Origin of the sequence: uncultured Martelella sp. (genome assembly GCF_963677965.2) — a bacterium.
In the GTDB taxonomy this organism is placed as follows: domain Bacteria; phylum Pseudomonadota; class Alphaproteobacteria; order Rhizobiales; family Rhizobiaceae; genus Martelella; species Martelella mangrovi.
The window spans coordinates 2064983-2077527 of the sequence record NZ_CAXXFM010000001.1 but is presented as its reverse complement, the minus strand read 5'-3'; the positions used below and the strand labels follow the sequence as shown (position 1 = coordinate 2077527).

Below are 12545 nucleotides of genomic sequence, written 5' to 3'. Positions count from 1 at the left end.
ACGCCATAGACGATCCGTTCCGGGAACAGCTTTCCGCTGCTCCCGGATGACATTGCGGATTTGCCGGAAAGCCGCCGCTGGACGGCTGACCTATCTAGTCGAGCGACACCCAGACGCCGCCCTTTTGCGACGACGACAGGCACGCGGAGATGAAATTAAGCCCCCTGACGCCATCATTGGCGTCCGGCACCAGGCATTCAGCGGTGCTGCCCGACAGAATGTCGGCGGCATCCTTGTAGAGATTGGCGAAGGCCTCGAGATAGCCTTCGGGATGGGCTGCCGGAATGCGGCTGCCGGCCACAGCCGAAGCCGTCGCCTCGACGCCGTTGCGGCGCAGCAGCCGGCGGGGTTCGCCAAGCGGCGTGTACCAGAGTTCTTCCGGCTTTTCCTGCCACCATTCCAGACCGCCGGTCGCACCATAGATGCGCAGCGACAGATTGTTGCCGTTTCCGGCCACCACCTGGCTTGCCCACAGCGCACCCTTGGCGCCAGAAGCGTAACGCATCAGCACCATGGCATCGTCATCGACCTTGCGGCCGGGCACCAGCGCCGTCAGTTCGGCCAGAAGTTCGCGCGGCTCCTCGCCGGCAACGAAGGCGGCAAGATTATAGGCATGGGTGCCGATATCGCCGATGGCACCGCCCTGCCCGGCCTTGGCCGGATCATTGCGCCAGTTGGCGCCGGCGGCTTCCGGGTCTTCCTCGGGGGCTGCCAGCCAGTCCTGCGCATATTCCACCTGGACCTGCCTCAGCGGGCCGATGGCGCCCGAGGCGACCATCTCGCGGGCCTGACGGACCATCGGATAGCCGGTATAGGTGTGGGTCAGAAACAGGTTCTTACCCGACGTCTTCACCAGTTCGGCAAGCGCCTTTGCATCATCCAGCGAGGTCGTCATCGGCTTTTCGCAGATGACGTGGATGCCCGCCTCAAGTGCGGCCTTCGCCACCGGATAATGCAGGAAGTTCGGCGTGACGATGGCAACGGCCTGAATGCCGTCCTCCCGTTTTGCCTCGGCCTCGAACATCGCCTTGTAATCGGCATAGGCGCGTTCCGGCGCGATACCGATAGAAACGGCAAAGGAACGGGCTTCTTCCGGGTCGGCGTCGAGCGCGCCGGCGACCAGCGCAAACCGGTCGTCAATGCGCGCGGCGATGCGGTGAACGCCACCGATAAACGCGCCCTTGCCGCCGCCGACCATGCCGAGCCGGATCCGGTTCGGGCCCTGATTGTCTTCAGATGTCATGACGATTTCTCCTCAGTCGAGACCGAGCAATCGGCGATTGGCGGCTGCGTCAGTTCCGCTGGCGGCGAAGTCGTCAAATGCATGCTCTGTTACGTGAATGATGTGATCGCGGATAAAGGGCGCGCCCTCGCGTGCACCGTCTTCCGGATGCTTCAGCGCGCATTCCCATTCGAGAACCGCCCAGCCGGCAAAGTCGTACTGCGCCATCTTCGAGAAAATCGCCTTGAAGTTGACGTCGCCATCGCCGAGCGAACGGAACCGTCCGGGCCGGTCGACCCAGGACTGATAGCCGCCGTAAACACCGGAACGGCCGGAAAGCTGCAGCTCGGCATCCTTGACGTGGAAGGCGCGGATACGCTCGTGATAGATATCGATGAAGGCGAGATAATCGAGCGCCTGCAGCACGAAATGCGACGGGTCATAGAGAATGTTCGCGCGCTGATGATTGCCGACGCCCTCGAGGAAACGCTCGAAGGTCACGCCGTCATGCAGGTCTTCGCCCGGATGCAGTTCATAGGCGACATCAACGCCTTGCTGATCGAAGACGTCGAGGATCGGCTTCCAGCGTTTGGCAAGCTCACCGAAGGCTTCTTCCACGAGACCGGACGGGCGCTGCGGCCACGGATAGAAATAGGGCCAGGCCAGCGCGCCGGAAAAGGTGGCATGGGTATCCAGACCGAAATTGCGCGAGGCCTTCGCCGCCAGTTCCATCTGGCTGACGGCCCATTCCTGACGGGCTTTCGGATTGCCGTGGACGGCAGCGGGGGCGAAATTGTCGAACAGCGCATCATAGGCCGGGTGAACGGCAACGAGCTGGCCCTGGATATGGGTCGACAATTCGGTGATCTCGACGCCGATTTCCGCCAGTTTACCGATGATATCGTCACAATAGTCTTTCGATGCGGCGGCTTTTTCCAGATCGAACAGATCCGCCGTCGTCGGCAGCTGAAGGCCCTTATAGCCAAGGTCGGCTGCCCATCGTGCAATCGAAAACAGTTCATTGAACGGCGGCTTGTCTCCCACAAACTGCGCCAGAAAAAGACCGGGACCCTTCAGCGTTTTCATATCAGTTCACTCCTAATGACATTCTTGTGCCGCCATTACTGGAAACGACGGAACTGCGAACGGTAATTTGTGTCGGAAAAAGCCGGTCGGAAGGCAGGTCACTGCCATCACCGGCCGACTGCAGCGTTTCGACCATCAGCGCCATGGCTGCACGGCCGATTTCGCGGCGCGGCTGGAAAACCGTGGTCAGCGGCGGATAGAAGACCGATGCGATCAGCGTGTCATCGAAACCGACAAGCGATACGTCGCCGGGGATGTTCAACCCCTTCTCCCGCAACGCGCCGGCAGCACCGATTGCCATCTGATCGCTGGAGGCGAAGACCGCGCTGAAGGAGGCACCGCTCTCCTGCAGTTTCATCATTTGCTGATAACCGCAATTCAGGCTGAAATCGCCGGGCAGGATGAGCGCTTCATCGACAGGCAGTTTTGCCTGCGTCAAGGCCTGGCGATAGCCTTCAAGACGGGCCTGGCCCAGATACTCATCCAGAGGACCGGTCAGGTGAACAATGCGGCGATGCCCCTGGTCAATGAGATAGCTGACAGCCTCTCTGGCGGCGGCAACATTGTCGACCCGCACGGTCGGCAGTTCGAGGTGTTCGATCTGTTCCAGCGCCACCACCATGGGCGGCAGCTTTTCCGGGCAGACCAGCATTTCCTTCGGAAAGTGACCGACCATCAGGATAAGCCCGTCGGCATGCCCCTCCCGCACCGCATCGACGTAATGCGTGATGCGCTCGTCATCATCGCGGGCGTCGCCCATCAGCACCTTGTATCCGGCGGCAAACGCCTCTTCCTCAACGCCCTTGTAGATATCGAGATAGAAGGGGTTCGAGATATCGCGGACAAGCAGAATGACCGTGCGGCTTTCGCGCGTGCGAAACATCCGGGCGAGGTCGTTGGGAACAAAGCCCGTTTCCTCCACGGCCTTCATGACCTTGAGCCGGGTTTCCTCCCGGACCTTTTCAGGCCGCTTGAGCGTACGCGATACGGTGGCGGTCGAAACGCCCGCCACCTTTGCCACATCGCGAATATTGGGCTGGTGAGACATATCCTCTAGATCCGTGCACTTTTCTGACGCCCGTAAAACAGCAGCAGAAGCAGAAGAGTACCACCGAAAATCAACTGTCTTCCCCAGTATTCGAGGTGCAGCGTGGTCAAAACGCTCTGCAGCAGGATCAGTGCGACCGCACCGGCCACCGTGCCCATATAGCCGCCGGTGCCACCGGCAAGCGAGGTGCCGCCGATGACGACCGCGATAATCGAGGGCAGCATGTACTGGTCACCAACGCTGATGAAGGAATTGCCGGTGTAGCCGATGACGAAAACGCCGGCCAGACCCGCAAGCGCGCCGGAAAGACCGAACACGATGGTGCGGATGAGACGAACCTTGATGCCCACAAGCCGTGCGGCGCCGGGATTGGAGCCGATCGCATAGATGGCGAAACCGAAGGATGTGGCGCGCAGCATGAAAACCAGAACCGCAGCCAGAAGCGCCCAGACGAACAGAATGCCGGGAATGCCGAAAATGACCGGCTGGTTGATGAAGTTCATCAGCGCCGGTGCGGCATTGCCCGAGGGGATGCCGCGCGAAAACACGACCAGCCCGCCCTGGATGACCGACATCATGCCGAGCGTCATGACAAGCGGCGGGATTCTGATCACCGTCACACCCAGACCATTGACGAGGCCGACAAGAAAGGTTGCCGAGCAGGCGGCAATAAAGGCCAGCGGAATGGCGGCATCGCTGCCGTTCATCACATTGCCGGCGATGATGGCGCCGAAGGAAATCATCGCGCCGATCGACAGGTCGATGCCTTCACCGCCCGCCATCACCACGAGGTTCTGGCCCGCCGCGGCGATGCCCAGAAGGGCTGCAACGGTCAGAAGCCTGATGATCTGGTCGCCGCGCGCAAAGCCCGGGGACACCAGTTCGCCGATGATCAGCAGCAGGACGATGGCAACCAGCGCCAGCGCCAGCGGTTCGCGCACCAGCGCGGAAAGGCGTGAGCCGAAACTTTCACGTTCCGTTGAATTGGCTATATCCGTCATAACGGCTCCTCCCTATTTGCGTGCCACGAGAACGCCGCCCGCAAGCGCGGCAAGAACGATCAGCCCCTGAACCAGGGTCTGATATTCGAAAGGCAGACCGGCGAAAAAGATCACGTTGCCGATCATGCCGAGCAGCAATGCGCCGAAGATCGAACCGATCGCGCCGCCGACGCCGCCGGCCAGCATGGTGCCACCCAGAACAACGGCGGAGATCGAGCCCATGGCAAGGCTCTGGCCCAGAAGCGGGTCGCCGCTGGCGGTCTCGCCGGTCAGGCAGAGTGCGGCAAAGGCCGAAAACAGGCCGCTCAGCGCGAAGGACAGAAGCCGGATGCGCTCAAGCTTGAGGCCGCTTTGAAAGGCCCCGGCGCGATTGCCGCCGGCCGCTTTCAGCCAGCTTTCAAACGGCCGCGCCCGCAAGAACAGCACGAATGCAGTGGCCAGAATGAGGATCCACAGCACAGTCGGGATGCCCAGAATGAAGCCGCCATAGGTTGCCCAGTAGGCTTCGGGAACCGAAAGCCCGGCCTGCGGCAGAACCCGTAGCGCAAGCGCTGCGAACAGAATGCCGGTCGCAAACGTCGCCACCATGGCCTGAAGCCTGAGATAGCTGATCAGCAGCCCGTTGACGACACCGCACAGGATGCCGACCGCAATGCCGACCGCCAGCCCGGCGAAAAGGCCGCCAATGCCGCCGCCGAGCGTGGTGATGACCGTAACCGTCACCACATTCACCAGCGCTGCAATCGAGCCCACCGACAGGTCGATATCGCCGCCGATAATGACATAGGTCTGGCCGATGGCCACGAGAACCAGCGGCAGGAAGGTTGTCAGATTGGAGTGCAGCACCATGCCCTGAAAGAAGCTCGGCTGCAGGGACCAGTTGATCAGAACCAGAACGACAAGGGCCGCAAAAGCGACCAGCCATGCCGGTCTTTCGGAGGTGAATACCCGTTTCATCAGGCGTCTCCATACGCTGCGCGTGTCAGATGGAAGGAGTCCATCGTCGGTCCGGCAAGTTCCGTCACCACCTGACCGTCGTTGAACACGGCAATGCGATCGCAATTGTCGAGAAGTTCGGATTCCTCGGATGAATAAAGCAGCACCGCTACACCGTCTTCGGCCAGTTTCCTGATCAGCATGAACAGGTCGGCCTTGGCGCCGAGGTCGATACCCTTGGTCGGATCATCCAGAAGGATGACGCGGGGATTGGTCGCCAGCCAGCGCGCGATGAAGATTTTCTGCTGGTTGCCGCCGGAAAGCGTGCCGATTGCATCGGTCAGCCTGGCATATTTGGTCTTGAAGGCGGAGGCGACTTCGGCCAGACGCGGCTTCAGCGTTCCGGCCCGCACCAGTTGCCGCCGCTCACTGATCAACACCGCAGCGGCCAGATTTTCAAAGATCGAGCGCCCCGGCAGGGCCGCATCTGCGCCGCGGTCACCGGAGACATAGGCGATCCTGTGTTTCACGGCGTCGGAGGGCTTGCGAACGCGAACCGGCTTGCCTTCCAGATGGGTGGTGCCCGCCGTGGCAGGTGCCGCCCCGAACAAGGTGCGCAGCAGTGTCGACTGGCCCTGCCCCTGCAGACCGCCAAGCCCGACGATTTCACCCGGCGCCACCGAAAGCGAGACATTCTTCAGCCGTCCGCCGGAAAGGTTGTCGACCTTGAAGACCGGCTCGGCACTAACCGCTTTCTGCTCGGTCCGCCGTTCGGCCCGGCGCACGTCGCCGACCATCATCCGCACCACCTCGTCCTGCGTCGTATCGGCGACGGCGGTTTCGGCGACCGTTTCGCCGTTGCGCATCACCGTGACGCGGTCACAGATCTCGAAGACCTCGTCGAGGCGGTGGGAAATAAAGATCGTTGAAACGCCTTCATCGCGCTTGGCGCGCAGGATTTCGAAGAAAACCTCGACCTGCCGCCCGTCCAGCGCCGCGGTCGCCTCGTCCATGATGACGATCCTGGGAGATTTGGCATAGACTTTGAGGATTTCAACGATCTGACGCTGTCCGGCCGTCAGGTCTGCCACGCGGGCATCCGGCTTGATATCGTCGCCGACAGCGGCATGAAACATTTTCAGGAGTTCAAGCGTGTCGGCGCGCATCCTGTTGCGGTCGACAAAGCCTGTTTTCGTGCGGGGTTCGCGCCCGAGAAAGATGTTGGATTCCACCGACATTTTCGGGATCAGGCTGAGTTCCTGATAAAACAGCGCGATACCGGCCTCTTCGGCCTCATGCGGACCGGCAAACGAGATGGGCTCGCCATCCAGGCTGACGGATCCCGATGTCGGCGCATAAGCACCGGCAACGATCTTCGACAGCGTACTCTTGCCGCAGCCATTGGCGCCAAGGAGAGCATGAATCTCACCCTGCCCGACGGTCAGCTGACCATTGCGCAAAGCCTGGACCTGCCCGAATCTCTTGGTGAGATCGCGCACCGCTATTGCAGGTTTCATAGCGAACCTCGCATGATTTTTTCTTTGGGGGCAACGTCCGCCGTCCAGCGACGGCGGACGCATCCTGGAACAGTTCTTACTTGAAGAACGCTTCCGCTTCTTCAGGCGTGACGATATCGGTCACCGACCAGTAGCCGGGCTTGCCTTCGCCTTCGGCAATGCGCTCATCGAGGTTGTCATTGTCGATGAACGGGATCGGGATGTAGATGGCATTGCCATAAACGCCGCCGAAGATATCGTCCTTGAATTCCTGGCCCTGGAGCTTGAGAACCGCAACATTGAGCGCGGAGGCCATGACGCCGGGCGGGTTGACCGATGCGCCGGAGTTCAGCTCGTTTTCTTTCCAGGTCTTCATGAAGTCATTGCGGATTTCGCCGGTGGCGGCAATGTCATGTTCCTTGCCGTCGGCCATGATTGCGCGCCATGCGCCGGCGGCCATGCCGTCCTGAACCCAGACGCCATCGATATCGGGATAGGTTGCAAGCAGGTTCTGCATGGCCTGCTGGCCCTGTGCCTGGTCCCAGTTGGCATTGGCTTCGTTCAGGATGTTGATGCCGGGATACTGTTCGAAGACTTCACGATAGCCCTCAACGCGCATTTCGTTGGCCGGATTGCCGGCAACGCCGTTGATCGCGACGATATCGCCTTCACCGTCAAGCGTATCGGCCAGCCACTGGGCGGACTGAACGGCCCATTCCTTCTGGTCGATACCGACATAGATCGCATCCTTGGAGGACACTTCGGCATCGGTGGCGATAACCAGAATGCCGCGGGCGGCAGCCTGGGAGAAGATCGGGTTGAAAGCGGTCGGGCTGTTCGGATCGATGATGATCGCGTCGACGCCCTGGTTGATGAAGTTACGGACCTGGCCGATCTGGCCCTGTGCGTCCACATTGCCGCTCTGCACGACGACTTCAACCGGCACACCGGCATCGGTCCAGGCCTGTGCTGCAGCCTGCGCTTCATCGATCATCTGGGTGCGCCATTCGGAGCCGACCCAGCCGTTGGACAGACCGATCCGGAACGCGTCCTGCGCAGCTGCGCTCATGGATGAAAACCCGACGGCAGCCAGCACGGTAGCGGCCAGAAGCAAACTTTTTTTCATGGTATATCCTCCCGCATGGTAAAATGTAACCGGTTACATTTGCGGATAAAAATGCAACGCGGCAAAACCTCACGACACAAAGTCATAAATGTAACCGGTTGCTTTTGTCAATACCGTCTTTTCTTCAACTTTTTGAAGGGGTGCGTCTGTCGGTTCCCCGCATGGTTTCAGGCGAACATCAGCAGCGCCTTGTGCCCAACAGCAGCTCTCCTTCGACACCCCGGTCATGTCCGCAGCCATGACGCCGGTCCCATGGTTTCATCCACGTTTTCGGGAACGTCACTATGTCGCACAATCATGCGGTATCAGCGATTGCCGGTCGCATCCTGTGCGACGCTTTCGCGCCGAACAAGCGAGCATGGCAGACGAATGACGCCTTTTTCGACAGGCTCGCCGCGGGTGAGCTGCAGCATGGCAAGCCCCGCACGGTGGCCGATTTCCTTCAGTTCCATGTCGATGGTGGTCAGAGGCGGGCGGGTCTGGCGAGAGACGACCTCCCAGTTGTCGAAACCGATCACCGAAACATCATCGGGCACGGAGATGCCGTGGCCGCGCAGCCCGTCGAGAACGCCGCGGGCGATTTCGTCGCTGCCGCAGAAAATGCCGTCGGGAAGCTTTTTACGCGCGGACAGCACGCGGCCGATTGCCTCATGCCCCCATTCCTCCGACCATGCGCCGAACATGACCGGCGACGATAAACCACACCGGTTGCGGTAAACCTCCGCACGGTTTCTGGCGGCCAGCCAGCTTTCAGGCCCGGTGATGTGCAGAATGTCACGACAGCCGGCCTCCTGAAGATGCGCAATCGCAAGCATCGCGCCATGCGCGTCGTCGGGGACGAAGCTGGTGCTCAGGAACGGTCCCGCCGCAAAGGCATAGATAACGGGAACGTTCAGCGCGGTGAGGTCGATGGGCGGTTCCACATCGAGGCGTGTGGCGGTGAAGATGATGCCGTCGACCTGCTTGTCGAGCAACGCCTGGAGATGGAGCTCGGCGAGGCGCCTGTCGCCGCTGGTGGCGCAGAGAAACGCCGAAACGCCGTGGTCGACCAGCACCTCCGAAACGCCGGAGCTGATCGGAAGCGTCAGCCGGCCATAGGTATCGTCTGTGATGATGCCGATGGTGAGGCTTCTGCGGCTCAACAGACTGCGGGCAAGCGCGTTCGGCCGAAAGCCGATTTCCCGCGCGATCCGGAGCACGCGCTCGCGGGTTTCAACGTTGACCCGGCCGACGCCGTTCAGCGCGTTGGAGGCCGTTGAAAGGCTCACCTCGGCGGCCTTGGCGACGTCCCTGAGTGTGCATCTGCGGTGCTGTATCGGCTTGATCAATGCTATTCCCTGCCCTTTGATAAAACCTTTTATCAAATGAAAACAATGATGCAAAAACCTTTTTGCATGTTATTGAACACAAATTGTCGACAACATTTTTCTTCTGCCATACCGTTATCAAACGTCAAGTCAAATGACGGAACAAAGAAGGGGAATGACATGCTGAAGAACAAACTCATGCTTGCTGCATTGACGCTGGCAGCATCCGCCTCGATGGCTCAGGCCGAAGACGTGAACCTGTGGGTGCGCACCTCGTCGGCAGCCGTGCTTCAGGCGCTGGCCGAAAAATACAACGCCGCCCATGACGACACCGTCAACGTCACCGCCGTCATAGCCGAGCAGATGGTGCCGAAGCTCGGCGCGGCGATTGCCGGCGGCGCGCCGCCGGAAGGCGCGGTCCTCGACCTGATCTACCTTCCGACATTTGCCGCCAACGACACGCTGGAAGACATCACCGGCTTTGTCGACACCCTGCCCTACGCCGATGCGCTGAGCCCGTCCCATATCCGTCTCGCCACCTATGACGGCAAGATCTACGGCGTGCCCGCCCTGCCCGACGCCTCGATCATCGCCTACAACACGGACCTGTTCGAGGAAGCCGGGCTCGACCCCGACAAGGCGCCGGCATCGCTCGAAGAGATCGTTGCCGACGCCGAAAAGATCAGCGCGCTCGGTGACGATACCTACGGCTTCTACTTCGTCGCCAATTCCGGCAGTTGGCTGATCTATGATTTCCTGCCGCATATCTGGGCGGCCGACGCCGATATCCTGACCGATGACGGCCGCGAAGCCACCATCGACACACCGGCGATGCGCGAAACGCTCGAAGACTACCGCACGATGTGGCAGGCGGGCGCCATTCACCCGACCTCGCGCTCCGGCAATGGCAACAACGCCGTGGAAGCCTTCGCCTCGGGCAAGGTCGGCGTGCTGATGACCGGCTCCTATATCGTCAACCTGTTGACCAGCACCTATCCGGATATCAATTTCGCGGTTGCCCCGATCCCCGGCCCCACGGGCGGCCAGTCGAGCTTTGCCGGCGGCGACACGCTTGCGATGATCAAGGGCATTGCTCCTGAAAAGAAGGCCGTGATCGAGGATTTCGTCAAATACTACATGGAGCCCGAACAGCAGGTCTTCATCACCCAGGAATCCGGCATGCCGTCACGCACCGATCTGGCGGAAGAGGCCTATGCCAATTTCGATCCACGCAACCTCATCGCCTATGACATCCTGGCAAAGGCGCGCACGCCCTACACCTATGCCTCCGACGAGCTGTTCGTCAGCCGCACCGGCCCGTTCCTGAACCTGATCCAGAGCGCGGTCTTCGGCGATGACGTCGATGGCGCGATCGAAATCGCACAGGACGATTTCACCAAGATCCTCGACCGGACCAATCCGTAACGCTCCGCCACGGGCGGGCAAGCCCCGCCCGTGGCCGGAAAATGCAGCGAACCCCACTGAAATCATCAACCTCAGGGACTTCACGTCTTGTTATTCAAGCGCGCGTCAAAAAAGCATCCGCAATCCGGTGATGGCGAGCCGCATGGCTGGCTGGGGCTCGCCTTCATTGCGCCGAGCATGGTGTTCATCATCGGCCTGTTCATCATCCCGCTGGTGATGACGGTGTGGATGAGCTTCTTCCGCTGGCCCCTGCTCGGCCGTCGCAAGTTCATCGGCATCGACAATTATGCCGAGCTTCTCGGCGATACCCAGCTCTGGCAGTCCTTCGGCTTTACCCTGCTTTATACGGTGCTGGTCACCACCGCGATCATGGCTGTCGCCCTGCCACTGGCCTTACTGGTCGACCGGCCGCTGCGCAGCGTCGGCTTCTTCCGCACCGTGTTCTTCATGCCGGTGGTCATCGGCTTCGGCGCGGCCTCGACGCTGTGGCTCTGGCTGCTCAACCCCGACAGCGGCGTATTCGCACGGCTTCTGACCGGGCTAGGCCTTTTCGATCACGCACCGCGCCCGCTCGAAAGCTTCTGGCCGGCGCTTGCCGTGATCATTCTCATGGTGGTCTGGAAAACCGCTGGTTTCACCATGGTCATCCTGCTCACCGGCCTGCAGAGCATTCCCAATGATGTGATCGAGGCCGCGCGGATCGATGGCGCCAGCCCCTTCAGCCGGTTTCGCCGGATCATCCTGCCGCTGATGCGCAATTCGGTGCTCTTGGCGCTGATCCTCAACGTCACCTCGTCGATGCTCGCCTTCGACCAGTTCTTCATCATCACCCAGGGCGGGCCGAACAACAGCACGATCTCGGCGGTGTTCACCATCTATCTCGCGTCGTTCTCGTCCTATCGGCTGGGCTATGGCTCCGCGCTGTCCTTTGCCCTGCTGGTCGTTCTCGTCGCCATCAGCTCGATCCAGCTTTCATTCATGCGCCAGCGGCCGGAGGACGGACGATGAACGTCAAAGACCTGTTCATGGAACCCGATGAAGGGTTCGACGCCGTTGCCGGACGTCTTCTCCTGCTGCTGGTGATGATCGTGCTGGCGGTGTTCTTCCTGATGCCGATCATCTGGTCCTTCGCCAATTCCTTCAAACCGGCAGCCGAGGCGCTGGCCCATCCGGTGGCGCTGTTTTCAAAGGCGTTCTCGCTGGAAAACTACCGCCGCCTCGAACATGTCGGCGCCGGCTGGTATGTCTATGCCACCAATTCCGTGTTGATCGCGCTCGGCACCATCGCCTTTACCGTCGCCGTGGCGGTGCCTGCCGGATACGGCTTCTCCAAATTCCGCTTTCCCGGCCAGACCGCGATTTTCGTCCTCGTCATGGCGACGATGATGATCCCGTTCCAGTCGATCCTGACGCCGCTGTTCCTGATCCTCAAATTCCTGCATCTGCAGAACAGCCTGCTTGGTCTGGTGCTGATCTACACCACGTTTCAGCTGCCGTTCTCGATCTTCATGATGCGCAACGCCTTCGACGCGATCCCCAAGGCGCTGGTCGAGGCCGCGCGCATCGACGGCGCGTCGCAATGGACGCTGGTGCGGCGCATCCTGATGCCGCTGGCGCTGCCCGGTGTGGCCACCGTCGTGATGTTCGCCTTCCTCAATTCCTGGAACGAGTTCCTGGCGGCGCTGATCTTCCTGTCGGACCAGAACAAGTTCACCCTGCCGATCATGCTGGTGAACGTCTCCTCCGGCATTTACGGCATCATCGACTGGGGCGCGCTCCAGGCCGGCATCTCGCTCACCATGATCCCCTGCATCCTGATGTTCCTCGCGCTGCAGCGCTACTATGTGCGCGGGCTGACCGCCGGGGCCGTCAAATGACACAGTCTTCCCAAGGAGTTT

General features: G+C 60.8%; 11 protein-coding genes. 3 read left to right on the top strand and 8 right to left on the bottom strand.

Annotated elements, in window-relative coordinates; all coding sequences use genetic code 11:
* Nucleotides 1-94: 94 nt before the first annotated feature.
* From ACHZCU_RS09780 to ACHZCU_RS09745, 8 genes are all read right to left on the bottom strand, one after another.
* Nucleotides 95-1243: a Gfo/Idh/MocA family oxidoreductase gene (locus ACHZCU_RS09780; RefSeq protein WP_319518633.1), complete on the bottom strand. Its 1149-nt coding sequence runs from the start codon at nucleotides 1241-1243 to the stop codon at nucleotides 95-97.
* 12 nt (nucleotides 1244-1255) lie between these two features.
* Nucleotides 1256-2308 (bottom strand): sugar phosphate isomerase/epimerase, encoded by a 1053-nt coding sequence (locus ACHZCU_RS09775; RefSeq protein ID WP_319518632.1) that lies wholly within the window; start codon nucleotides 2306-2308, stop codon nucleotides 1256-1258.
* 1 nt (nucleotide 2309) lies between these two features.
* Nucleotides 2310-3356 carry a LacI family DNA-binding transcriptional regulator gene (locus tag ACHZCU_RS09770; protein WP_106310741.1) on the bottom strand — a complete coding sequence of 349 codons (1047 nt, stop codon included), beginning with the start codon at nucleotides 3354-3356 and terminating at the stop codon, nucleotides 2310-2312.
* Nucleotides 3357-3361: 5 nt separating this feature from the next.
* Nucleotides 3362-4357, bottom strand: coding sequence for an ABC transporter permease (locus ACHZCU_RS09765; protein ID WP_319518631.1), 996 nt, complete (start codon nucleotides 4355-4357; stop codon nucleotides 3362-3364).
* Nucleotides 4358-4369: 12 nt separating this feature from the next.
* Nucleotides 4370-5314, bottom strand: coding sequence for an ABC transporter permease (locus ACHZCU_RS09760; RefSeq protein WP_106310737.1), 945 nt, complete (start codon nucleotides 5312-5314; stop codon nucleotides 4370-4372).
* Nucleotides 5314-6810: a sugar ABC transporter ATP-binding protein gene (locus ACHZCU_RS09755; protein ID WP_319518630.1), complete on the bottom strand. Its 1497-nt coding sequence runs from the start codon at nucleotides 6808-6810 to the stop codon at nucleotides 5314-5316. Before ACHZCU_RS09755 ends, ACHZCU_RS09760 begins: the two co-directional genes overlap by 1 nt.
* 76 nt (nucleotides 6811-6886) lie before the next feature.
* Entirely contained in the window at nucleotides 6887-7915 is a 1029-nt protein-coding gene (locus tag ACHZCU_RS09750) for an ABC transporter substrate-binding protein (protein ID WP_319518629.1), read from the bottom strand.
* Between the two features lie 305 nt (nucleotides 7916-8220).
* The gene (locus ACHZCU_RS09745; RefSeq protein ID WP_319519774.1) at nucleotides 8221-9240 is read right to left on the bottom strand and encodes a LacI family DNA-binding transcriptional regulator; all 1020 of its coding nucleotides are present in this window, start codon (nucleotides 9238-9240) and stop codon (nucleotides 8221-8223) included.
* 162 nt (nucleotides 9241-9402) lie between these two features.
* Here ACHZCU_RS09745 and ACHZCU_RS09740 point away from each other — a divergent pair, with 162 nt between their 5' ends.
* The 3 genes from ACHZCU_RS09740 (at nucleotide 9403) to ACHZCU_RS09730 (ending at nucleotide 12524) form a co-directional block, all read left to right on the top strand.
* Complete coding sequence (locus tag ACHZCU_RS09740; RefSeq protein WP_319518628.1) at nucleotides 9403-10647, top strand: ABC transporter substrate-binding protein; 1245 nt, start codon at nucleotides 9403-9405, stop codon at nucleotides 10645-10647.
* An 87-nt stretch (nucleotides 10648-10734) separates the two neighbouring features.
* Complete coding sequence (locus ACHZCU_RS09735; RefSeq protein WP_106310727.1) at nucleotides 10735-11655, top strand: carbohydrate ABC transporter permease; 921 nt, start codon at nucleotides 10735-10737, stop codon at nucleotides 11653-11655.
* Between the two features lie 17 nt (nucleotides 11656-11672).
* Nucleotides 11673-12524: a carbohydrate ABC transporter permease gene (locus tag ACHZCU_RS09730; RefSeq protein ID WP_319519773.1), complete on the top strand. Its 852-nt coding sequence runs from the start codon at nucleotides 11673-11675 to the stop codon at nucleotides 12522-12524.
* The last annotated feature ends 21 nt before the right edge of the window (nucleotides 12525-12545 follow it).